Genomic DNA, 22,636 nt, shown 5'->3' on the forward strand with positions numbered 1-22,636 from the left:
GCTACAGCTCCCGCAGACGCGGGTTGAAGATGCGATCCAGGGCGAACCCGAGCAGGGTGAACCCCAAGCCGGCGAGCATCAGGAGGGACGCGGGCTCCAGCACCCAGTAGTACTGCCCCACGTAGAGGGCCCCGGCCCGGTACGCGTCCTCGATCACCTTCCCCCAGGTGGGCAGGAGCGGATCTCCGAGTCCCAGGACGCTCAAGGTGGCCTCCAGGAACACGAAGCCCGGAATGAGCGTGACGAACTGCGGCACCAGGATGGGAACCGCTCGGGGCACCATGTAGAGGAACACGATGCGCAGTCCGCTCGCCCCGTATGCTCGGGCCGCCTCGATGTACGGGGATTCCTTCACCTGCAGGAACAGGGCCCGGTAGGTCTTGATCCCACCTCCGAAGATCCCCAGCAGGATCACCACGCCCACCATGACCGGGAGACTCCGGGAGTACAGGGTGGCGATCATGATGAGGATGGGGAGGCCCGGCAGGATGAGGTTCACCTCCGTGATGCGCTGGATGAGCCCGTCCACCCACCCCCCGTACCACGCGCCCAGGGCCGCGATCACCAAGGTGCTCACGCTGCTCCCCACCGATGCCACCAGCCCGAACGCCATGGCCACGGGCGTCCCCCAGAGAAGCGCCAGGCTGAGGTCACGCCGCAGGTGGTCCGTGCCCGCGAGGCCGTGCACCTCCCCATACACCACCAGCCGCACCCGCACCTCCGAGTCCGGCTCGAAGAGGTACGCCCGCACCCGCAGCGCGTACTGCCCCTGCACCGCCTCCTCCGGACGGTCTGGAGGGGAGAACAGGACCACCTCCGGACGCCCTCCCAGCTCCTGCTGGAGCCGCGGATCAGAACTCAGGCGGTAGACTTCCCGCCTGCGGACGGCGAACTCCGCGATCCGGACCTCCGGCCCACCCGGGGCGACCCAGCTCAGCTCCACCTGGGGCATCCGCTCCCGGTAGTCGGCCTCCAGGAAGACCCCCAGCTCGCTGGGAGGGCGCCGGTAGGGGTACGCGAACGAAAGCACACCCATCGCCTCCCGGACCTCCCCACCCAACGGCCGTGCGGACCAGACCTCACTGGTCCCTTCCACCACCAGGGTGCGGGGGAGATCCTCCCGCAAAAACCAGTTCACCCACTCGGGCCGGGCCGCCCGAGGGTTGTACTGCCACAGCTCCTCCCCACCCCGCCACAGGCGGATGGCTTCCGGATAGGGGACCGCGATCACCGCGTACACGGAGAGGGCCGTGAAAAACCCGATGATGACGAGGCCGCTCACCGCAGACCGGTATCGCACGAGCTCCCCGAGCACCCGCCGCATCCTCTATCCCCCCACCCGCACCCGGGGATCCACGATGGCGTACGCCACGTCCAACAGGAACACGGTGATGGCCAACAGGTACGCGTAGAGGATGGTGGCGCCCACGATCACGGGTGTGTCCGCGAGTCCCACCGCCTGGTAGAGGGTGCGGCCCAGGCCCGGCCAGTTGAACACCGTCTCCAGCACGATGGCCCCCGTCCACGTACCGATGAGTCCCAGGGCAAAGTTGGTGAGGAGGGTGGGAAGGGCCGGACGGAGGATGTACCGGCGCTCCAACAGCGGCCCCGGGAGTCCTTTTGCCCGGGCCAGATCCACGTAGTCCTCGCTGCTGAACAGCAGGAAGAAGGTGCGCCAGGAATAGACGGCCAGGGGGAGGGAGGTGAGGACGATGGCCCCCGCGGGCAGGATCATGTGCTTGAGGACGCTCGCCGCGTACGCCCACCTCCCCTCCGGAGGAGGGGCGTCCACCATGCCGCCGAAGGGCAGCCAGCGCAGCCACGCGGCAAAGATCAGGATTAGAAAGATCCCGTAGAACCAGGCGGGTGGGGTGGAGAGGGGGGCCAGGGCCACCACCAGGCGGTCCAGGGGGCTCCCGTACCTCCGGGAGAGACGCAGGGCCATCGCCACGGAGACGAAGAAGAGGAAGATTGAGGTGGTGGCGAACAGCAGGAGGGTGGGGCCCAGGCGGTCCAGAAGGATCTGGCGCACCAGCCGAGAGCCGACATCGCTGGTCATGCGCTCCGCGAACCCCAACCGCAGCAGGAGCGCATCCCGCAGGTAGATCAGGGATCGGACAAGGAAGGGGCGGTCAAGGCCCAGACGCCGCTCCTCCACCCGGATCATCTCCGCCACCACCCGCTCCCGCACCTCCGGCGGGAGCCGCCGGATCTGTTCGTTCAGGGAGGCCGCGAGGGCCACCTGCTCCCGGATCTCCGCCCGCTTGATCTGATCCACATACCCCCCCATGTTGGCCACCAGGATGGTGAGGTAGATGCCCACCACGGTGGTGAAGAACAGGGCCATCCCCCGGGTCGCGGTGTAGATGGCCACCCGGGCCAGGGTGGAGGTCGCCCGGGGACGGGGCAGATCGGGGGAGGCGATCTGGGACACGGCGGCTACTGCGGGGGCAAGGCCGTAAAGGTCAAGGAGGCGAATCCGGGAATGCTCACCACGCGGGAGATCACGATGACCTCCAGCCGCGAGGCGCCGGGTCTCAGACGGGAAGTCGCCTGCGGGGAGAGGACCACCCGCCAGCTCTCCCCGGCACGCTGCGCCCGACCCGTGTGGGCGAGCTCGTTGCGGGCATCGAACAGGAGGTAGCGCACCGCCTCGATGTCCCCGGGCGGATAGGGCCTCCCGCGGTGGGTGATGCGTACCTCGTACGTGGCCTCCTGCCCGGCCCGCACGGTGCGGGGGCCACTCAGGGAGGCGGTAGGGATTCGAGGTTCTCCGAACCGCAACCACTTGGTGGAGGGATCCGGAAACCGGCCGAACCGCCGCAGCTCCACGATCTTCTCCACGGGCGAGACCCGCTGCAGCAGGAATGGCCCCATGCCCACCCAGTAGTGCCCGCGGCCCGCCCGCCACGCCGCAAGCAGCCGCCATCGCTGCCGCGCCTCCTCCGGGGAGATCCACCGGCGCAGGGCCCGCTCGAAGGGGATGTAGTTCTCCCGTTGGGCGGCCCGGAGTTCCTCGTCCAGGATGGCGAGGGTGGGGCCCGCCACATAGTTGAGCCGCTCCACCCTCTTCTCCGTGGCCTTCGCGGCCGTGAAGGCCGCCCGTCCACTCGTCTCTGCCCGAATGCCCAACGCCACGGTATGCCAGGGCCCGGGTCCGAACCCGTACACCGGCCAGAAGGCCCCTGCCGAGGTCATGAGCTCCGCCTCCAGGGTCCAGTCCGTGCTGTAGTACTCCGCCACCAGGGGATCCTCCCGGACGATGCGGAACCCCCGGAAGGTCTCCACGAAGGATCGGAAGGCGGGAAGGTAAGAGCGGTCGAAGAGGGGGCTATGTTCCTCCGCCCGCTCGAAGGTGAGGATCCAGGCGAGCAGGATGTCGCCCAGGCTCAGGCGGTTCCCGTCGTGCCACTGCACCTTCCGGAAGAGGTCCCGGTCAAAGTAGACCACGCTCTTCCGGATCGCGGTGAGGCCCTGGGGATACCGCTCCCGCACCGTCACGAACCGCTGGGCCCGGGAATCCCACCCGATGATGGCGTCCTCCGGCACCCGGATCTGGGGCGCGAACTTCAACTCCACCCAGTCCGCGCTCTTGGTGACCGGTAGCCCCTGCTGGACCGTGACCTCCACCTTCTCGACCCGCTGCGGGATCGGCAGCCCCGTGTAGGGATCCGGAAGGAGCGGGTAGTCCTGGGTGGCGCGGATCAGGGTGGTGTCGAAGATCCAGTTGGAGCCGCCCACGGGGTTCCACGGCTCCGCGAGGATGCTCCGCAGGCCGATGCGCACCACGCCGCCCGTCCGACCTCGGTACCGGAGGGTGTAGGGCCAGAGGAACGACCCCGCAAGCCCCCCCGCGAGATCGCTCACCACCTCCACCTCCGACCGCCAGGCCAGGACGGGGAGCCGGTCCACCAGCCACACCCGCACGGAGTCCTGCAGGGCGAGCTCCAGGGCCCGCGCGAGCAAGCGGTTGCGCTCCTGCACGGAACGGAACCGGCGCTGCGCGAGCCGCTCTGCGAGCCGGTCGAACTCGGGGCTCGGCCGGTACGCCTGCCAGAGCGGACTCGGGAGGCCGCGCTTGGTGTAGAAGAAATCGAAGACGTCCACCTGGTCCCGGTCAATGACCGTGCTGATCCACCCCCCCGTGTAGAGGTGCCAGCGCCCCAGGGCGGGATCGCCTGTGCTCCAGATGGGGCTCAGCTCCGGGGCCCGACCGTACCGCCGCTCCACGGTGAACCCCACCTGCTCCAGGAGCCCCGCCACGTAATCCCCGATCTGCCGGCGCTCGTCCTCGATGCGGATCAGGAAGGTGAGCACCACGGGAGTCCCCCGGAAGTGCCACTTCCCGTCCACCAGGGTGGCCCCCAGCTTCCGCATCTCCTCCGTGAGGACCGCCCGGGCCCGCTCGGGGTTGTGCGCGTAGCGGATCTCCAGCCGCCTCGCCACCTCCGCGATGCGGGCGTAATCGGGGAACGCCCGGCTGATGGGAAGGTAGCGGGGCTCTCCGAGCCCCCCCATGAGCTCCTGGGCGATGTACCGCCGGTCCACGAGCCAGTTCACCGCCTCCCGGATGCGGGGGACCGCGAAGGGGTTGAGACGGTTCGTGCCGGGGAAGACGGGACCCACGGGGTTGAAGGTGAGCTCGTGATAGAGACCGTAGCTCGTGGTGGAGACGAGGGTCCGGCTCTGGCGGATGCGGTTGGCCACCTCCGGGATGGCCGTCTCGCTGAACCAGGCATGCAGGTCTCCGGCCTCCATCCGGCGCACCGCCGCCGCCTCGCTGGGTTCCTCCACCGCCACCACCGCGTCCACCCACGCGCCGACCCGCGGCCCCTGGGCTGCGGCCGCGGACACGCCCAGGAGGGCCAGCACCAGCACGCCCGCAAGGACTCTGCCCTGATGTACGCCTCGCCGCATGGATCTCCACCCCCCTGATCACGCGCGTGGGGCGACCGCGGTTCTCATCCTCCTCATTCTAGTCCGTGGCCTTCTCCAGGGGCGCATATCCCAGCGCGAGACGCTTCGTGCCCACGCCCGGGAACCGCACGGTGGCCACCGCCCGGCTGCCCTCTCCCTCGATCCCCACCACCTGGCCCAGGCCGAAGTGGCGGTGCCGCACCCATTCTCCTGCCCGGAGTTCCGGCACCTCCCGGTTCGGGAGATCCGGCCAATCCCCCGCCTCCGTGCGGGGAGTGCGCAGCTCCCGCAGGCACGCCCGGGGGAGCTCCTCCAGGAACCGGCTGGGCACGCTCGCGAAGGTACGCCCGAAGAGGGTGCGCTGCTGGGCATAGGTGAGGTACACCCGTTCCCTCGCCCGGGTGATGCCCACGTAGGCGAGCCGCCGTTCCTCCTCCAGCCGCCGGGGATCCTCCACGGAGCGGCTGTGGGGGAAGAGTCCCTCTTCCAGCCCGCACAGGAACACCACGGAGAACTCCAGTCCCTTCGCCGCGTGGAGGGTCAGGAGTGCCACCCGGTCCTGCGTCTCGTCGTAGACGTCCACGTCCGTCATGAGGGCCACGTGCTCCAAAAAGGCCTCCACGGAAGTCTCCCCGCTGGCCCGCTCGAATTCCTGCGCCACGGTTACCAGTTCCCGCAGGTTCTCCAGGCGCGCCGCGGCCTCCTCCGTGCCCTCCGCTTCCAGGGCTGCCCGGTACCCCGTCCTCTCGATGGCAAGGGCGATGAGCTCGGAGACCGTGGATTGGGACATGGCCTCCTGAAGCGCCTCCAGGACCGCCCCGAACCCCTCCACCGCCCGCCGGCTCTGCGGGGGAAGGCTCCCGAGCACCTCCGGGCATCGCATGGCCTGTACCGGCGGGATTCCGAGGCGCTCCGCGGCCGCCTCGATCCGTGCCAGGGTCCCCTCTCCGATGCCCCGGCGGGGGACGTTGACGATCCGGCGCAGGCTCAGCACATCCCGGGGATTCGCGAGCACCCGCAGGTACGCCAGGAGATCCTTCACCTCCCGCCGCTCGTAGAACCGGAGAGCCCCCACCACCTGGTAGGGGATCCCCGCCCGCAGGAGGGCCTCCTCGAACTGCCGGGATTGCGCATTGATCCGGTACAGGATCGCGCACGCCCGCAGGGGATACCCGCACGCCTGCAGCCTCCGGATCTCCTCCACCACGAACCGGGCCTCGTCGTGCTCGTCCCACGCCGCGTACACGGTGAGGGGTTCCCCGGCGGGGTTTTCTGTCCACAGGCGCTTGGGGTAACGGTGGGGGTTGTGGCGGATGAGGTGTTCCGCGGCCTCCAGGATGGTCCTCGTGGACCGGTAGTTCTGCTCCAGGGGGATGACGCGGGCGTCCGGGAAGTCGCGCTCGAACTCCAGGATGTTGCGGATGTCCGCGCCCCGCCATCCGTAGATGGCCTGATCCACGTCTCCCACCACGCACAGGTTCCGGTGCCGGGCCGCGAGGGCGCTGAGGAGGCGGAACTGCACGGGGTTGGTGTCCTGGTACTCGTCCACCAGGATGTGCAGGAACCGTTCCTGGCACTCCGCCAGCACATCCGGACAGGCTGCGAAAAGCCGCAGGGTTTCCAGGAGCATGTCGTCGAAGTCCAGGGCGTCGTGCTCCGCGAGGATCCGCTGGTACTCCCGCCACACCGCCGCCACCACCTGCTCGAAGTAGGTCGTGGCGCGCCGCTCGTAATCCGGCAGGTCCGTGCCCTCGTTCTTCGCCGCGGAGATGGCGGCGAGCACCGCGCCGGGTGGAATCCGCCGTTCGTCCAGGTTCAGCCGCCGCAGGGCCTCCCGCACGGTGGCCCGCTGGTCCTCCTCGTCGTAGATCACAAAGCGCGGGGCGAGCCCGATGCGTTCCCCCCACCGCCGCAGGAGGCGGCCGCAGACCCGGTGGAAGGTACCGATCCAGACCCGCTCCGCAATCCGCCCGCCCACCAGCTGCCCGATGCGGTCCCGCATCTCGCCCGCGGCCTTGTTGGTGAACGTCACCGCGAGGATGCGGTCCGGCGGCACCCCACGCCCTCCGATGAGGTGGGCCACCCGGTAGGCCAGGACCCGGGTCTTGCCGCTGCCCGCGCCCGCCAGGATCAACAGCGGCCCGCCCTCGTACAGGACCGCCTCCCGCTGCGCGGGGTTCAGGTCCGCGAGGAGGTCCGGGGAACGCATCGCGATCCGCACCGCTCCGGCACCGAGGCTCCAGTCCGTTCTAAGGGGTTCAGGATCGCCCGGGCGCTGCTACTACTATACCAACCCCGGCTCCCGGACCGCGGCCGGAATCGCCCTTCTACTCCCACTCGATGGTGGCGGGGGGCTTGGAGGTGATGTCATAGACCACCCGGGTGATCTCCGGGACCTCCCGGGTAATGCGGGCCGCGAGGGTCTCCAGCAGCTCCGGTGGCAGACGTGCCCAGTCCGCAGTCATCCCATCCTCGCTGGTCACCGCGCGGACCACGGCCACGTACCCGTACGTGCGGGAATCGCCCGCCACCCCCACGGCCCGCACGGGCAACAGCACGCAGAAGGCCTGCCAGAGGGAACGGCTCAGGCCCGCCCGCCGGATCTCCTCCGTCACGATGGCGTCCGCCTCCCGGAGGATGCGCAGCTTCTCCTCCGTGACCTCCCCCACCACCCGAATGGCGAGGCCCGGACCCGGAAAGGGATGCCGCCAGATGAGCTCGTCGGGAAGCCCCAGGGCCTTCGCCAGCTCCCGCACCTCGTCCTTGAACAGCTCCCGGAAGGGCTCCACGAGCTGAAAGCTCATGCGCTCCGGAAGGCCGCCCACGTTGTGGTGGGTCTTGATGCGGGCCGCGGTCCGGGTGCCGCTCTCGATGACGTCCGGGTACAGGGTGCCCTGCACGAGGAAGTCGATGCGCCCGAGCCGGCGCGCGTGCTCCTCGAAGACCCGCACGAACTCCTCCCCGATGCGCCGCCGCTTCTCCTCCGGATCCACCACGCCCCGCAGCCGTTCCAGGAAGCGGGCGGAGGCATCCACGTGGAGCAGGGGGATGCGGAAGTGGTCGCGGAAGGTTCGCACCACCTGATCCGCCTCACCCTTGCGCAAAAACCCGTGGTCCACGAACACGCAGCTGAGCTGCTCCCCCACCGCGCGGTGTACGAGGGCCGCGGCCGCGGAGGAATCCACCCCCCCCGAGAGGGCGCACAGCACCCTTCCCCTCCCCACCTGCTCCCGGACCCGGGCGATGGCCTGGTCCAGGAACGAGGTCATGGTCCAGGATCCGGTGCACCCGCACACCCCGAACAGGAAGTTCCGCAGGACCTCCCGGCCCCACGGGGTGTGGGAGACCTCCGGATGGAACTGCACGCCAAAGAGCTGCCGGGCGGGATGGGCCATGGCCGCGCACACGTCCTGGTCCGTACGAGCAAGGCGGACAAAGCCGGGCGGCAGGTCCAGCACCGCATCCCCGTGGCTCATCCAGCACAGGAGCCGTCGCTCCAGCCCCCTGAACAGCGCCCCCGGCTCCTCGATCACCAGCCGGGTGCGGCCGTACTCCCGCTGAGGGCTGGGGCCCGTGCGGCCGCCCAGCACGTGGGCCATCCACTGCATGCCGTAGCAGATCCCCAGCACGGGAATCCCGAGGGAGAGCAGGGCGGGGTCTGCCTGCGGGGCGCCGGGCTCGTAGACGCTCCGGGGTCCGCCGGACAGCACGATACCTTTGGGCCGGAGGGCCCGGATGCGGGCGAGGGACACATCGTAGGGAAGGATGAGGCTGTAGACCCGGAGCTCCCGGATCCGGCGGGCGATCAGCTGCGTGTACTGGGCGCCGAAGTCGAGGACGAGAACGATTTCCGAGGTGGGCGGGCGGAGCTCAGGAGGAGGTTCCTCGGCCTGCATCCCGATCACGTCCGGCCTTGACCCACCCGCTGGGCGAACTGCACCGCCTTGCCCTCCGTGGCGAGGGCGGGAGCCAGCACCACCTCCACCCGATGCATCTCCCGGATGGTGGCGGCCCCGCACATCCCCATGGCCGTACGCAGGGCCTCCACGAGATTTTGAGTCCCGTCGTCCACCTGCGCGGGGCCCAGAAGGATCTGCCGCAACGTCCCCGTGGTCCCCACGTGGATGCGGGTGCCCCGGGGAAGGGCGGGATGCGGGGTGGCCATGCCCCAATGGTACCCACGCCCGGGGGCTTCCTCCGCCCTCGCGAGGGCGCTCCCCAGCATCACCGCGTCCGCCCCACACGCGATGGCCTTCGCGAGATCTCCCCCCACCGTGAGCCCGCCGTCCGCGATCACGGGGACGTAGCGGCCGGTGCGGACATAATAGTCGTCCCGCGCGGCGGCCACGTCGCACAGGGCGGTCACCTGCGGGACACCCACGCCCAGCACCCGACGGCTGGTACACGCGGCCCCCGGCCCCACGCCCACGAATACCCCCGCCACGCCGGCCTCCAACAGCCCCATGGCCTGGGCATACGAGACGCAGTTCCCCGCCATCACGGGGATCCCCATCCGATCCACCAGGTCGGGGAGGGAGACCCCTCGGCCCCGGCTGGAGCGGTGCTGCGCGGTCACCACGGTGGACTGCACCACGAGGACATCGAGCCCCGCCTCCCGGGCGATGGGCGCAAGCCGCGGAGCGTTCCCGGGCGTCACGGAGGCCATGGCAACCACGCCCGCCCGCTTGAGCTCCTGGACGCGACGGGCCACGAGCTCCTCCCGAACCGGACGCCGGTACACCTCCTGCAGGACCGCCACGCACCGTTCCTGGGGAGCCTGGACGATGGCCTCGATGGCCTCCGTGGGATCCTCGTATCGGGTCTGAATCCCCTCCAGGTTCAGCACCGCGGCCCCGCCCAGCTCGTGCAGGAGGGCCGCCACCCGCACGTCCGTCACGCTGTCCATGGCCGCGGCGAGCACGGGGATCCGGAAGCGAAACCCGCCCACCTCCCACGAGGTGTCCACGTCCTCGGGGTCCAGGGTACTCGCGGCAGGGACCAGGGCGATGTCGTCGTACCCGTAGGCCCGGCGCGCCCACCGGCCGATCCCGAGGCTTTCTCCCGCCGGGAGCGCCCGCTCTCCCGGCAGCGGGACCCGTTCTGGGGTCTGCGTCCTCATTGGTACACCTCCGGCTTCAGCACGCACACAAACGGCAGGTTTCGGTACAGCCCCGCGTAGTCCAAACCGTATCCCACCACGAACCGGTTGGGGATCCGGAAGCCCACGTACCGCAGGGGAACCTCCCGAATGCGACGTTCCGCCTTGTCCAGGAGCACGCACACGGCCAGGCTCGCGGGATACCGGGCCTTCAGGGTGGTGAGCAGGTAGTCCATGGTGAGCCCGGTGTCCACGATGTCGTCCACGATGATCACGTGCCGTCCCTCGATGCTCTCGTTGAGATCCTTGAGGATCCGCACCACCCCCGTGCTCTCCGTGCCCCGGCCGTAGGCGCTGGTGGCCATGAAATCCAGGTGCACGGGAATGGTGATGGACCGCATGAGATCGCACACGAAGAACACCGCACCCGTGAGGATCCCCACCAGGAGCGGCTCCTTTCCCTCGTAGTCCTCCGAGATCCGGCGGCCCAACTCCCGCACCCGGGCCTGTAGGGCCTCCTCCGGAATCAGCACCTCCGCCACGTCGTCCAGCAGCCCCACGGTGCGGCTCCTTTGCGGGAGATTGTAGAGGGACGGAAAACGGGAGTCAACCACCGCGGTCGCGTCAAGTTCGGTCCCGGATTCTTCGTGGATTCTCAGCCTTCTGAGCCGGATCGTTCGGGTTTCGTGAACACCCTGCTTCCCGGCTTCTCTACCGGTACTCCCTGCCGACACAGGGGGCAAGCCTCTGGAGGGTAGGTCTGGAGGTCCAGGTGCAGCACGGCCGCAAACGGCACCTCGAACCCCGGGTCATGGCCCCCGGTACGGTCCACCAGGGCCGCCACGCCCACCACCTCCGCCCCCACCGCCCGCACCAGGCCCAGCACCTCCCGCACGGACCCGCCGGTGGTCACCACGTCCTCCGCCACCAGCACCCGTTCGTTCCGGACGACGGTGAAGGACCGCCGAAGGACCAGGCGGCCATCCGCGCGTTCTGCCCAGATGGCGCGGGCCCCGAGCTGGCGCGCGAGCTCGTAGACGAGGGGGATCGCTCCCAAGGCCGGCCCCACCACCACCTCCACGCCCCCCGCGCGGAATTCCTCCGCCAGGGGGGCCACCACGCGGGCCGCGAGGTGTGGGTACTGCAGCAGCAGGGCGCACTGCACGTAAGCGGGGCTGTGCAGGCCGCTGGTGAGCAGGAAGTGGCCCTCGAGCAGCGCCCCCACCTTCCGGAAAATTTCCAGGACCTCCTGCTCGGCGGGACCGGAGGTCATGGTCTTCCCGAGGTCAGGGCTTCCACCAGGGTCCGGGCCGCGGCGAGGGGATCTGGAGATCGGAGCACGGGACGGCCCACCACCACGTAGTCCGCGCCCGCGGCCACCGCGCTCTCGAAATCCCCAGTGCGGGCCTGGTCGTCGCCCTCCACCGGCCGCGGCCGGACGCCCGGCACCACCGTGAGGAAGTCTGTGCCCAGGTGCTGCTTCAGGGTGGCCACCTCCTGCACCCCGCACACCGCGCCGTCCAGCCCCGCCTTCCGGGCCAGGGCTCCCAAGCGCAGGACGGCCTCCGCCAGCCCGTCCGTGATCCCTACGGACCGCACCTCCTCCTCGTCCAGGCTGGTGAGCAGGGTGACCCCGATCAGGCGCGGCGGGCTCTCCGCCTCCTCCACCACCTGCGCCGCCGCCCGGAGCATCCGCTCCCCACCCAGGATGTGGACGGTGAGCATGGAGACCCCCAACCGGGCCGCGTGGCGCACCGCCGCGGCCACCACCTGCGGGATGTCGAAGAACTTCAGGTCCAGGAACACCCGGGCGCCGTGGTGGCGGACCATACGCACCGCGTCGGGACCGCAGGCGGTGAACAACGCCGACCCGACCTTGAAGAAATCCACCGCGGGGCGCAACAGCCGCACGAGCCGCTCCGCCTCCCGGAGCTCCGAGACGTCCAGGGCCACGATGAGTTCAGGGGCACGCGGCATGCGGAAGCTCCAGGGCTCCCACCAGTTCCCGGATGGACCGCATCCCCTGGCTGAGGAGGTACGCCCGCAACCCTTCCACGATCTCGCGGGCAACGCCCGGATTCTTCAGGGTCGCGGAGGCGACGGCGACCGCGGACGCTCCGGCCAGGAAGAATTCCGCCGCGTGCTCCGCGGTCTCGATGCCGCCCATCCCGATGAGGGGAACGGAGATCGACCGGTGCACCTCGAACACCATGCGCACCGCCACGGGCCGGATGGCGGGCCCCGAGAGTCCCCCGGTGACCCCGCCCAGCTTGGGCCGTCGGGTGCGTACGTCAATGGCCATCCCGAGGAGGGTGTTGACGAGGCTGAGGGCGTCCGCCCCCGCTCCCACCGCGGCCCGGGCCACAGGGACGATGTCCGTGACGTTGGGGGTGAGCTTCACGAACAGGGGCCGGGGCACGGCCTCCCGCACGGTCCGCACCAGCTCCCGGAGGAGCTCCGGATCCGTGCCGAACACGAGCCCGCTCTCCACGTTGGGACAGCTCACGTTGAGCTCCAACGCCGCGATCCCTTCCGCCTCCCCGAGCCAGGTGGCGAGCTCCCGGAACTCCGCGATGGAGTGTCCCGCGAGGCTGGCGATGATGGGGATGCCCAGGGTGCGCAGGAACGGGAGGTCCTTGGTGAGGAAAGCGGCCAGGCCCGGGTTGCGCAGCCCCACGGAGTTCAGAAACCCGCCGTCCACCTCCACCAGATCCGGCCGCGGGTTCCCCGCCCGGGGGTGGAGGGTGATGGACTTGGTCACGAATCCCCCGAAGGCTCGGAGATCCACCACTTGCGCGAACTCCCGGCCGTGCCCCAGAGGCCCCGCGGCGCAGAGCACGGGGTTCGCGAACCGCACCCCCGCGATCTCCACGGAGAGGTCCACGGTCATCCCGCACCCGCTCCCACGGGGAGCAATCGGGACCCGAGGTCCTCCTCCATCCACACAATCCGGCCCCCCACCAGGGTCGCCAGGACCTTTCCGCGCAGGGTCCATCCCGCGAAGGGCGTGTTGCGGGATTTGCTGTGGAACCGCTCCGGATCCACCACCCACTCCCGCTCGGGATCGAGGAGCACGAGGTCCGCGGGATCACCCGGCTGCAGCCTGCCGCCGGGGAGTCCCAGGATCCGGGCGGGCCGATCCGTGACCAGGGCCAGGGCCCGGATGAGCGGCCAACCCTCCTGCCACACGAGCCGGGTGAGCACCACGCCGAGCAGCGTCTCCAACCCGATGACCCCGAAGGGCGCCGCGTCGTACTCCACCAGTTTCTCCGCGGGTGCGTGCGGGGCATGATCTGTGGCGATGCAGTCCAGGGTTCCGTCCCACAGGCCCTCCAGCAGGGCCTCCATGTCCTCCGCGGTCCGGAGGGGCGGATTCACCTTGAAATTGGGGTCGTAGCCCTCCACGCTCTCGTCCGTGAGGGTGAGGTGATGGGGGGTGACCTCCGCGGTGACCTGTACCCCCCGTGCCTTGGCCTCCCGGATGAGGCGCACGGATCCCCGGCTGCTCACGTGCTGGATGTGCACGTGGGCCCCGGTCTCCTCTGCGAGCAGGAGATCCCGCGCCACCACCACCTCCTCCGCGCTGCGGGGGATTCCGCGCAGACCCAGCCGGGCGCTCACCGTCCCCTCGTGCATCACCCCGCCCGCGGAGAGGGAGGGGTCCTCGCAGTGCTCGAGGATGGGAAGCCCGAACATCCGGGCGTAGAGCATGGCCCGGCGCAGCAGTCCCGCGCTGGGCACGCTGCGGCCGTCGTCCGAGAGGCCCACCACCCCCACGGCTGCGAGGGCCCCGATGGGGCTCAGCTCCTTGCCCTCCAGCCCCCTCGTGACGGCGCCCACCGGGTACACCCGCACCACGCCCACCTTCTCGGCCCGGCTGCGGATGAACTCCACCACCACGGGGTCGTCCACAGGGGGCTGGGTATTGGCCATGCACACCACGCTTGTGACCCCGCCCCGGGCCGCGGCCCGGGTGCCGGAGGCGATGTCCTCCTTGTGGGTCTGTCCGGGTTCCCGGAGGTGCACGTGGAGGTCCACGAGTCCCGGGGCCACCACCAGACCCCCCGCCTCGAGGATCCCCGCTCCCTCGGGCCGCATCCCCCGTGCCACGGCGACGACGCGGCCGCCCTCGATCAGGACGTCCGCCACCTCGTCCCGCCCGGAGGCGGGATCCAAGACGCGCCCTCCCCGGATCCACAGGCGCTCCACGGATCCCTCCTAGGTTACCCCCGCGGTCACCCGCTGCGCCACGGGCCGCAGCTCCGGATGGACGGTGGGATGCCTCAGGAGGTCATACAGGACCGCCATCCGCACCGCCACGCCGTGCGTCACCTGGCGCAGGATCACGGAACGCGGTCCGTAGGCCACCTCGGGCGTGATCTCCACCCCCAGGTTCATGGGGCCGGGGTGCATCACGATGGCGTCCGGGCGGGTGCGGCGCAGGCGCTCCGGCGTCAGGGCGTACAGCCGTGCGAACTCGCCCAGGGAAGGCACGAAGGCCGCGGCCGCACGCTCCACCTGCATCCGCAGGGGCATCACCACATCCGCGTCCTCCAGGGCCTCCTCGACCCGCGTGGTCCAGACGGCGTTCGGGATGTCCAGGGAGGAGGGCAGCAGGGTGGCTGGACCGCACAGCACCACCCGGGCGCCCAACAGCCCCAGCCCGTACGCGGTAGACCGGGCCACCCGGCTGTGGAGGATGTCGCCCAGGATGACCACCCGTAGCCCCGCGAGGCGGCCCTTGGCCTCCCGGATGGTGAGGAGGTCCAGCAGACCCTGGGTGGGGTGCTCGTGCATCCCATCCCCCGCGTTCACCACGCTGCAGCGGACGTGCCGCGCGACGAAGTGCGGGGCCCCGGAGGCGCTGTGACGCAGCACGAGGGCATCCGCCCCCATCGCCTCCAGGGTGCGGGCCGTATCCAGCAGGGATTCCCCCTTCTGCACGGAGCTGTGGGCCACATCGAACCTCAAGACCTCCGCGCCCAGCCGACGGGCGGCCAGTTCGAAGGAGGTGCGGGTGCGGGTGCTGGGCTCGAAGAAGGCCAAGGCCACCACACGGCCCTGAAGGGCATCCGCGGGAAGCCTCCCTTGGAGCGCCACGTGGGAGAGATCGAGCAGAGACTGGACCTGCCCGGCGGTGAGGCTCCGGAGGTCGAGCAGGTCCTTGTGGAGGATCTTCATCCGACACCCCCTCCCTTCGTCGCGGGGCGCCGGTTCGGCGGCAAGCGAAACGCCTTCTTGCCGCCGACAAGAAGGCGTCTGGAACCCATCTTGTTGCGCCCCTTGCCGGCCTCACGGGACCGACTTAAAGGTGCTTTCTAGGCTAAACTATCACGTGGAAGTCCTCGGGTCAACGAGAGAGGAGGGAAGGGGATGAAGATCACGTATCTGGGACACGCGTGCTTTCTGTTGGAGACGCAAGCGGGCAAGCGCATCCTCCTGGACCCCTACAACGACCAGGTGGGCTACCCCATGCAGCCCGTGCCCGCGGACCTCGTGCTCGTCAGCCACGAGCACTTCGACCACAACCACGTGGCCCTGGCCAGCGGATCCCCGCGGGTGATCCGGGGTCTGCGGGACGAGGGCAGGGACTGGGCGGACGTCCGGGAGGTGGTGGACGGGATCGAGGTGTCCACGGTGCGCACCTACCACGATGAGACCCAGGGCTCCCAGCGGGGCAAGAACGCCATGTTCTGGGTGGTGGCGGACGGGCTTCGCCTCCTCCACGCGGGCGACCTCGGCCACGTCCTGGATCCGCAAGCCGCGGCGCAGGCCCAGAACCCGGACATCTTCCTGGTCCCCGTGGGAGGCTACTACACCATCGACGCGGCCGCCGCGGATCGGGTGATCGAGCAGCTCCGCCCGCGGGTGGTGATCCCCATGCACTACCGGACGGAGGTGAACCAGAACTGGCCCATCTCCCCCCTGGATCCCTTCCTGGCCAACAAGCAGAACGTGCGGCGGGTGGGCCACACGGTGGAGGTCAAGGAGCTGCCCGCCACCCAAGAGGTCTGGGTGATGGAGTGGAAGGCGTAGTCCTCACGCCTCCTCCGGCGGCGCGAGCCAGTTGAGGAGGGTGCGCACGCCGAACCCCGTGGCGCCCTTGGGCAGGTGCGGGGCCTGACCCTCGGACTTATCGAGGAAGGCCACCCCTGCGATGTCGAGGTGTGCCCACGGGGAGCCTGCCACGAACTCCGCGATGAAGGCCGCGCCCTTCTGGGCGCCGCCGTACCGGCCCGCGGAGTTCCGCAGGTCCGCCACCTCGCTGCGCACGGCTTCCCGGAACTCCTCGTAGAGCGGCAGCTCCCACAGCCGCTCTCCGGCCGCTTCTCCGGCCCGGATGAGCTCCCGAATGAGGGCCCGGTCGTTCCCCAGGATGGCGGCCGCGTAGTACCCCAGGGCCACGATGGCGGAGCCCGTGAGGGTGGCGAGATCCACGATGGCGTCCGGCCGGTACCGGGCCGCGTAGCTGAGGGCGTCCGCCAGGACCACCCGGCCCTCCGCGTCCGTGTTGGTGATCTCGATGGTCTTGCCGTTCATGGCCCGCACGATGTCCCCGGGCTTCATCGCGGATTCCCCGAGCAGGTTCTCCACCGCCCCCACGATTCCCACCACCCGGTGCGGCACCCGGAGATCCGGAAGGACCCGCATGGTCGCCAGCACCGCGGCGGCTCCCGCGCAGTCGGACTTCATGGTCTCCATGCCCTCCGCGGTCTTGAGGTCAAGTCCTCCCGCATCGAAGGTGACGCCCTTCCCCGCGATCACCACGGTGCGTCGGGCGCGGGGTGGCCGGTATTCCAGCACGATGAGCTGCGGAGGCTGCCGGCTCCCGCGGCCCACCGCGAGGATGGCGCCTGCCCCCATGCGCCGGAGTTGCGCAGGGCCGTACACCCGGGCCTCCAGACCCCGCTCCCGGGCGATCTGCCGGGCGATGCGGGCCAGGGCCAGGGGCGTGACCTCGTTGGGCGGGGCGTTCACGAGGTCCCGGGCGAAGCAGGTGGCCTCGGCCAGCAGCTGCCCCCGGCGCAGGGCCCTTCGCCGCTCGGGATCCGTGCCGCCCAGGATCTGCACGCCGTCGAGCTGCGGCTCCTCGAAGGTCTTGTAGGCCTCGTACCGGTAGGAGCCTAGGTACAGGCCCTCCACCACGGCCCCCAGGGCCTGCGGGGGCAGCTGCGGGACCCATACCCCGAGGCGGCGTACCCGTTGGGCACGCGCCTCCCGAACCGCCACCGCCGCGGCCCGGCGCAGGGCCTCCGCGCGTGCGTATCCGTCTCCGGGGCTCCCCATGCCCACCAGGACCACCCGGGGCGAGGGGATCTTTCCATGGGTGAACAGCCACAGGACCCGGTCCCGTTGGGCCTCGAACCCGCTCAGGCGCATGGCCTCCCCGACCCACCCTTCCAGGGCCCGGTCCAGTTCCCCGAGGGCGCCCGCGAGGTTTCCCTCGTCCAGCAGGACCGCGAGGGCATCGCACGACACCTGCTCGGGTCGGGCGTTGGAGAGCGAGACCCTCATCCTCCCCTCCTGTTCTCCATCCACCCCGGAAGCGGACGGCCCATCCCCTCCGTCACGGCCCGCTCGTAGACGAGCTTCGCCACGGCCACGTCCTCGAGGGCGATCCCCTGGGAGGCGAAGAGCGTGATCTCCCGCGCGTCCCCGCGTCCGGGCAGCTTCCCCGCCACGATGTCCGCGAGCTCCACCGCCCGTTCCCACCGGAAGACCCCTTCCCGCTCCGCGCACACCAGGTCCCCGCTCTCCAGCCGGGCCTGGGCGAGATCATCCACCGCGATGCGGTGGGCCCGCCGCACCGCTTCCCCGTCCAGCTCCCTGCGGTCCGGCCAGTTCACGCCCGCGGCGTTGACGTGCACGCCGGGGCTGAGCCACCGGCCCAACAGGACCGGCTCCCGGGCCGTGGTGATGGTGCAGATCACCTCCGCGCCCTCCACCGCCTCCTCCGCGGAGGAGACGGCCCGCACGGGGATCCCCAGCTGCTCCGACATCTCCCGCGCGAAGGCCTCGCGGCGCTGGGGCGTGCGGCTGTAGACCCGGGCCTCCCGGATGGGGCGCACCGCGCACACCGCCGCCAGCTGGGTCCGAGCCTGCCAGCCGCTTCCGATCACCGCGGCCACGGAGGCCTCCGGGCGGGCCATGTACCGCGTGGCGAGCCCGCTCGCAGCGCCCGTGCGACGCTGCCCCAGCACGTTCGCTTCCATCCCCGCGAGGAACGTCCCATCCGTGGCGTACAGCAGGACCACGAACCGCGCTCCGGTCCGGGAAGTGGTGTACGCCTTCAGCCCCATCACGCCCCCGGAGGTCCAGCCCGCGGACATCACGTGCAGCACCCCCTCGGGGGTCACCACCCGGGTACGGGGCACGTTCACGGCCTCGCCTGCGGCCTTCGCCCGGAAGGCCTCCTCCAGGGCCCGGATGGCTTCCGAAAGCGGGAGCAGCCGGGCCACCTCCTCCTCAGAGAGCCACAGCGGGGTCACGTCTCCAGCACCTCCAGCACGGCCTCCATGCGCCCGGGAGCGGGCCCCGGTGCCTCGCAATACGCCTCCCACCGCTCCCGCAGGACCCTCGCCTCGGAAGTCCACAGACCGAGCAGTTCCCCGTGCCAGCGGGGCAGCTCGGGGTCGAGCGCGGCCCGGTCGAGGAAGTCCAGGGAGCGGTCCACGAAGGTCTGGAGCGCCTCCGCGCTGATCCCGGGCCCGTAGAAGGGCTGTCGGGCGACCTCCTCGTAGAGGCAGGCCAGGACCCGGGTCGTGGCCATGAGGACGGCCAGCCCGCGTACATCGCGCCACCGGGCCTGGATGCTCTGCGCCTCCTCCGGCCACGTGGCGCTCAGCTCCGCCATCCACCCGTCCGCGGCCGCGGCGAGCCGTACCGCGGCTCTCCGGATCTCCTCCCCGGAAGGGTCCCGGGTAAGGGCCCAGCGGCCGAGTGCCACCACCGCGAGCTGAGCTTTCTCCACGAGGGGCGGGGGGACGATGCGAGGGAGCAACACCTCCCGGTCCCACAAGGCCTGCACGGCCAGGGGGAGGTTCTTGGGGGTGATCCGGTCCGGCAGGCTTGCCCGGTACCGCTGGCGCTGCCGGCGTCCCCTCGAACCCAGCCACTCCAGGGCGAGCCGCAGGGGGACGTACACGATTCCCCCCCACACCATCAGGAGAAAGAACCACCGGTCCCACCCGAAGGCGACCCCGGAGAGCCCGAAGCCCAGCGCGCAGGCCACGACCAGCCACCGGTTGGCCCGGCGGCGGCCATCGGGGGTCGCCAGTCGGTGCAGGAAAGCGGACACGGTTCCGCATCCCAGCATACCGCATGCGGCAGGGGAGAAAGGAGGAACGGCGAATAGCGGGAGGGGACACCTCTTACCCTGAGGAAGCGAACCGTGGACCGCGCCTTCGCGTACGCCCGCCAGCATCGCGAACGGTACCTGGAGGAGCTTGGGGAGTGGTTGCGGATCCCCAGCGTCAGCGCCCTTCCGGAGCACGACGCGGATTGCGAGCGGGCCGCCCAGTGGCTTGGTGAGCGGTTGCGAAGGGTGGGGATGCGGGTGGAGGTGATCCCCTCTGCCCGGCACCACCCCCTCGTGTACGCGGAGTGGCTGGGCGTTCCGGACGCCCCCACCGTGCTCGTATACGGTCACTACGACGTGCAGCCCCCGGATCCCCTGGACCTTTGGGACTCCCCCCCTTTTGAGCCCACGGTGCGGGGAGACCGGCTCTACGCCCGGGGCGCCTCGGACGACAAAGGGCAGGTCTTCGCGGTGGTGGCCGCCCTGGAGGCCCTGCTCGCCACGGACGGCCTCCCCGTGAACGTGAAGCTGCTGGTGGAGGGAGAAGAGGAGAGCAGCGGTGCAGAGGTCTCCGCATACGTGCCCCGACACCGCCGAACGCTCGCCGCGGATTGCGCCCTTGTGATGGACTCCGGGTTCTTCGACCGGGGGATCCCCGCCATCACCGTGGGGCTGCGGGGGATCCTGTACGAGGAGGTGACCTGGCAGGGGCCACAGACGGATCTCCACTCCGGCCTCTACGGCGGCGCCGCCCCCAACCCCTTCCATGAGGCCGCGCGGCTGCTGGGAGGTCTTTGGGATCGCCGGGGGCGCGTGCGCATCCCGGGCTTCTACCGCCGGGTGCGACCGCCGAGCGACGAGGAGCGCCGCGCCTGGCAGGGGCTTCCCCTGGACGAGGCGGAGTTTTCGCACCGGATCGGCGCCCGGGGCCTGGTGGGCGAGGAAGGGTTCTCGGTGCTGGAGCGGCTTTGGGTGAGGCCCACCTTCGAGATCCACGGGCTGGGCGGAGGGTTCACCGGGCCCGGAGCGAAGACCGTGCTCCCCGCCCGGTGCACCGCGAAGGTGAGCATGCGTCTGGTGCCCGACCAGGATCCCGAGCGGATCCACCGGGCTTTCGAGCGGTACATCCTGCGCAAGACCCATCCCGCTTACCGGGTCGAGATCCGGAAGCTGTACGCGGGGAGGCCCTGGGCCATCTCCCCGCACCAGCCCGCGGTGCAGGCCGCGGCCCGGGCGTGGCGGGAGGCATACGGGGCGGAGGTGCGGTTCATCCGCCAGGGCGGGTCCGTGCCCGTGGTGGAGTTGCTGGCCCGTACCTTGAAATTGCCCGTGGTGGTCACCGGCTTCGGACTCCCCGACGACAACCTCCACGCGCCCAACGAGAAGGTGGAACTCCCCCTCCTGTGGGGTGGGGTGGAGGCGGTGATCCGGTTCCTCCACCACGCCCGGGAGGCCCTCCGGACTTCTCAGGCGGAGCCCCTGACGCCCCTGTGAGAGGTACCGTATCCTAGAGGCGTGCGAACCCTGCGGGTCGCCCTCGCGCAGATGAACCCCGTGGTGGGGGATCTAGAGGGCAACGTCCGCCGCATGGTGGAGCGGTTGCGGCAGGCTCGGGAGCTCGGCGCGGACGTGGTGCTCTTCCCGGAGCTCGCGGTCACCGGTTACCCTCCGGAGGATCTCGTGCTCAAGCCCGACTTCGTGGAGGGAAACCTGCGGGCGGTGGAGGAGGTTGCCGCCCACGCCACGGACCTGGTGGCGGTGGTGGGATTCGTGGACCGCGCCACCTACCTGTACAACGCGGCGGCGGTGTGCGCGGGCGGCCGGATCGCGGGGGTGTACCACAAGCGGCTGCTCCCCAATTACGGAGTCTTCGACGAGAAGCGCTACTTCGCGCCCGGGGAATCCGTCCCCATCTTCCGGCTGGGGGACCTCCCTGTGGCGGTGAACATCTGCGAGGACATCTGGTTTCCGGACGGACCCCTCGCGGTGCAGGCCCGGGCCGGAGCCCTGGTCGCCTTCAACATCAACGGCTCCCCCTACCACCGGGGGAAGTGGCGGGAGCGGGAGGAGATGCTCCGCACCCGGGCCCGGGATCACGGGGTGGTGCTGTGCTACGTGAACGTGGTGGGCGGACAGGACGAACTGGTCTTCGACGGCGGCAGCGTGGTGGTGGATCAGGAGGGCCGGGTGCTGGCCCGGGGCCCACAGTTCGAGGAGGCTCTGGTGGTGTGCGACGTAGACGTGGCGCGGGCCCGCCGCCTCCGGGCCCGCCGCACGGGGGTGGAGGAGAGCGACCGGTTTCCGCTGCAGGCCCCGCCCGTCTCCGTGGTGGAGGTGGAGCGGGTACAGGACCGTCCCCGCCCCCCCGTGGAACCCTTCCTGGCGGAGCCCCTGCCGGACCTGGAGGAGGTGTACCGGGCCCTGGTGTTGGGGACCCGGGACTACGTGCGGAAGAACGGGTTCCAGCAGGTGGTGGTGGGGCTTTCGGGCGGGATCGACTCCTCCCTCGTGGCCGTTATCGCCGCGGACGCCCTGGGCCCGGAGAACGTCTGGGGCGTGTCCATGCCCTCCCCGTACACCTCCGGGGAGAGCATGCGGTACGCGGAGGAGCTGGCCCGCAACCTGGGGATCCGCCTCGTGGTGCTCCCCATCGGGGACATCTTCCGGGGCTACCTGGAGGCCCTCGCGGGGCCTTTCGCGGGAACCCAGCCCAACGAGGCGGAGGAGAACATCCAGGCCCGCATTCGCGGTAACCTCCTCATGGCCCTCACCAACAAGTTCGGGGGCATCGTGCTCACCACGGGCAACAAGAGCGAACTCAGCGTGGGCTACGCCACCCTGTACGGGGACATGGCGGGCGGGTTCGCGGTGCTGAAGGACGTGCCGAAGACGCTGGTGTACGCCCTGGCCCGCCACCGCAACGCCAAGCACCCCGTCATCCCGGAGGGGGTGTTCCTGCGCCCGCCCACCGCGGAGCTGCGGCCGGGACAGACGGACCAGGAGAAGCTCCCGCCCTACGAGGTACTCGATCCCATCCTGGAGCTCTACGTGGAGCAGGACACGCCCCCGGAGGACATCGTACGGGCGGGATTCGATCCGGAGACCGTGGCGAAGGTGGTTCGGATGGTGGACCGCAGTGAGTACAAGCGCCGCCAAGCGCCGCCCGGCGTGAAGATCACGCCCAAGGCCTTCGGGCGGGATCGCCGGCTTCCCATCACCTCCTGGTACCGGCCGTGGAGCCCGTTGGAGGCCGCGGCCGGTTCGGCCCGGAACGCCCGTTGAGGCGGACGGCCACCATGGCATCACGCACACGGCGCCCGCGA

General features: G+C 70.5%; 18 protein-coding genes. 3 read left to right on the forward strand and 15 right to left on the reverse strand.

Going from position 1 to position 22,636, the window contains the following annotated elements; translation table 11 throughout:
• Position 1: 1 nt before the first annotated feature.
• The 12 genes from QN206_00175 to QN206_00230 all read right to left on the reverse strand — a co-directional run bounded on the left by QN206_00175 (position 2) and on the right by QN206_00230 (position 15,196).
• Positions 2–1,324 (reverse strand): ABC transporter permease, encoded by a 1,323-nt coding sequence (locus QN206_00175; protein MDR7613224.1) that lies wholly within the window; start codon positions 1,322–1,324, stop codon positions 2–4.
• A 3-nt stretch (positions 1,325–1,327) separates the two neighbouring features.
• Positions 1,328–2,347, reverse strand: coding sequence for an ABC transporter permease (locus QN206_00180; GenBank protein ID MDR7613225.1), 1,020 nt, complete (start codon positions 2,345–2,347; stop codon positions 1,328–1,330).
• Between the two features lie 92 nt (positions 2,348–2,439).
• Entirely contained in the window at positions 2,440–4,917 is a 2,478-nt protein-coding gene (locus QN206_00185; GenBank protein ID MDR7613226.1) for an ABC transporter substrate-binding protein, read from the reverse strand.
• A 58-nt stretch (positions 4,918–4,975) separates the two neighbouring features.
• The gene (locus tag QN206_00190; GenBank protein MDR7613227.1) at positions 4,976–7,138 is read right to left on the reverse strand and encodes a UvrD-helicase domain-containing protein; all 2,163 of its coding nucleotides are present in this window, start codon (positions 7,136–7,138) and stop codon (positions 4,976–4,978) included.
• A gap of 106 nt (positions 7,139–7,244) precedes the next feature.
• Positions 7,245–8,813, reverse strand: a complete 1,569-nt coding sequence (gene guaA / locus QN206_00195; protein MDR7613228.1) for a glutamine-hydrolyzing GMP synthase — start codon at positions 8,811–8,813, stop codon at positions 7,245–7,247.
• 5 nt (positions 8,814–8,818) lie between these two features.
• Complete coding sequence (locus QN206_00200; GenBank protein MDR7613229.1) at positions 8,819–10,036, reverse strand: GuaB3 family IMP dehydrogenase-related protein; 1,218 nt, start codon at positions 10,034–10,036, stop codon at positions 8,819–8,821.
• Entirely contained in the window at positions 10,033–10,569 is a 537-nt protein-coding gene (gene hpt, locus QN206_00205; protein MDR7613230.1) for a hypoxanthine phosphoribosyltransferase, read from the reverse strand. The genes QN206_00200 and hpt overlap by 4 nt, the downstream gene beginning before the upstream one ends.
• A 101-nt stretch (positions 10,570–10,670) precedes the next feature.
• Entirely contained in the window at positions 10,671–11,288 is a 618-nt protein-coding gene (gene pyrE / locus QN206_00210) for an orotate phosphoribosyltransferase (protein MDR7613231.1), read from the reverse strand.
• A complete protein-coding gene (pyrF, locus tag QN206_00215) occupies positions 11,285–11,992 on the reverse strand; it encodes an orotidine-5'-phosphate decarboxylase (GenBank protein MDR7613232.1) in 708 nt (235 codons plus the stop codon). The genes pyrE and pyrF overlap by 4 nt, the downstream gene beginning before the upstream one ends.
• Positions 11,976–12,905, reverse strand: a complete 930-nt coding sequence (locus QN206_00220) for a dihydroorotate dehydrogenase (protein ID MDR7613233.1) — start codon at positions 12,903–12,905, stop codon at positions 11,976–11,978. Before QN206_00220 ends, pyrF begins: the two co-directional genes overlap by 17 nt.
• Positions 12,902–14,224, reverse strand: a complete 1,323-nt coding sequence (locus QN206_00225) for a dihydroorotase (GenBank protein MDR7613234.1) — start codon at positions 14,222–14,224, stop codon at positions 12,902–12,904. Before QN206_00225 ends, QN206_00220 begins: the two co-directional genes overlap by 4 nt.
• 9 nt (positions 14,225–14,233) lie before the next feature.
• Positions 14,234–15,196 carry an aspartate carbamoyltransferase catalytic subunit gene (locus QN206_00230; GenBank protein ID MDR7613235.1) on the reverse strand — a complete coding sequence of 321 codons (963 nt, stop codon included), beginning with the start codon at positions 15,194–15,196 and terminating at the stop codon, positions 14,234–14,236.
• Between the two features lie 192 nt (positions 15,197–15,388).
• Here QN206_00230 and QN206_00235 point away from each other — a divergent pair, with 192 nt between their 5' ends.
• A complete protein-coding gene (locus tag QN206_00235) occupies positions 15,389–16,051 on the forward strand; it encodes an MBL fold metallo-hydrolase (protein MDR7613236.1) in 663 nt (220 codons plus the stop codon).
• Between the two features lie 3 nt (positions 16,052–16,054).
• Here the strand turns inward: QN206_00235 and QN206_00240 are convergent, their stop codons facing one another.
• Genes QN206_00240 through QN206_00250 form a run of 3 tightly spaced genes read right to left on the reverse strand, consistent with a single transcriptional unit; the run spans position 16,055 to position 19,313 of the window.
• Positions 16,055–17,530: a leucyl aminopeptidase gene (locus QN206_00240; GenBank protein MDR7613237.1), complete on the reverse strand. Its 1,476-nt coding sequence runs from the start codon at positions 17,528–17,530 to the stop codon at positions 16,055–16,057.
• Positions 17,527–18,504 carry an ornithine cyclodeaminase family protein gene (locus QN206_00245; GenBank protein ID MDR7613238.1) on the reverse strand — a complete coding sequence of 326 codons (978 nt, stop codon included), beginning with the start codon at positions 18,502–18,504 and terminating at the stop codon, positions 17,527–17,529. Before QN206_00245 ends, QN206_00240 begins: the two co-directional genes overlap by 4 nt.
• Positions 18,501–19,313 carry a hypothetical protein gene (locus tag QN206_00250; GenBank protein MDR7613239.1) on the reverse strand — a complete coding sequence of 271 codons (813 nt, stop codon included), beginning with the start codon at positions 19,311–19,313 and terminating at the stop codon, positions 18,501–18,503. Before QN206_00250 ends, QN206_00245 begins: the two co-directional genes overlap by 4 nt.
• 93 nt (positions 19,314–19,406) lie before the next feature.
• On the opposite strand from QN206_00250, the gene QN206_00255 reads away from it, so the two are divergent.
• Both QN206_00255 and QN206_00260 read left to right on the forward strand, forming a co-directional pair.
• The gene (locus QN206_00255) at positions 19,407–20,807 is read left to right on the forward strand and encodes a dipeptidase (protein MDR7613240.1); all 1,401 of its coding nucleotides are present in this window, start codon (positions 19,407–19,409) and stop codon (positions 20,805–20,807) included.
• Between the two features lie 21 nt (positions 20,808–20,828).
• Positions 20,829–22,595 (forward strand): NAD+ synthase, encoded by a 1,767-nt coding sequence (locus QN206_00260; protein MDR7613241.1) that lies wholly within the window; start codon positions 20,829–20,831, stop codon positions 22,593–22,595.
• Positions 22,596–22,636: the final 41 nt, after the last annotated feature.

Source organism: Armatimonadota bacterium (assembly GCA_031460175.1).
Lineage (GTDB): Bacteria > Sysuimicrobiota > Sysuimicrobiia > Sysuimicrobiales > Sysuimicrobiaceae > Sysuimicrobium > Sysuimicrobium tengchongense.

What these genes read in the sequence shown, in the direction of transcription:
- QN206_00175 (MDR7613224.1), bottom strand. Translation starts at nt 1,324, where the DNA reads ATGCGGCGGGTGCTCGGGGAGCTCGTGCGATACCGGTCTGCGGTGAGC.
- QN206_00180 (MDR7613225.1), bottom strand. Translation starts at nt 2,347, where the DNA reads ATGGCCCTGTTCTTCACCACCGTGGTGGGCATCTACCTCACCATCCTG.
- QN206_00185 (MDR7613226.1), bottom strand. Translation starts at nt 4,917, where the DNA reads ATGCGGCGAGGCGTACATCAGGGCAGAGTCCTTGCGGGCGTGCTGGTG.
- guaA (MDR7613228.1), bottom strand. Translation starts at nt 8,813, where the DNA reads ATGCAGGCCGAGGAACCTCCTCCTGAGCTCCGCCCGCCCACCTCGGAA.
- QN206_00200 (MDR7613229.1), bottom strand. Translation starts at nt 10,036, where the DNA reads ATGAGGACGCAGACCCCAGAACGGGTCCCGCTGCCGGGAGAGCGGGCG.
- pyrE (MDR7613231.1), bottom strand. Translation starts at nt 11,288, where the DNA reads ATGACCTCCGGTCCCGCCGAGCAGGAGGTCCTGGAAATTTTCCGGAAG.
- pyrF (MDR7613232.1), bottom strand. Translation starts at nt 11,992, where the DNA reads ATGCCGCGTGCCCCTGAACTCATCGTGGCCCTGGACGTCTCGGAGCTC.
- QN206_00220 (MDR7613233.1), bottom strand. Translation starts at nt 12,905, where the DNA reads ATGACCGTGGACCTCTCCGTGGAGATCGCGGGGGTGCGGTTCGCGAAC.
- QN206_00230 (MDR7613235.1), bottom strand. Translation starts at nt 15,196, where the DNA reads ATGAAGATCCTCCACAAGGACCTGCTCGACCTCCGGAGCCTCACCGCC.
- QN206_00235 (MDR7613236.1), top strand. Translation starts at nt 15,389, where the DNA reads ATGAAGATCACGTATCTGGGACACGCGTGCTTTCTGTTGGAGACGCAA.
- QN206_00240 (MDR7613237.1), bottom strand. Translation starts at nt 17,530, where the DNA reads ATGAGGGTCTCGCTCTCCAACGCCCGACCCGAGCAGGTGTCGTGCGAT.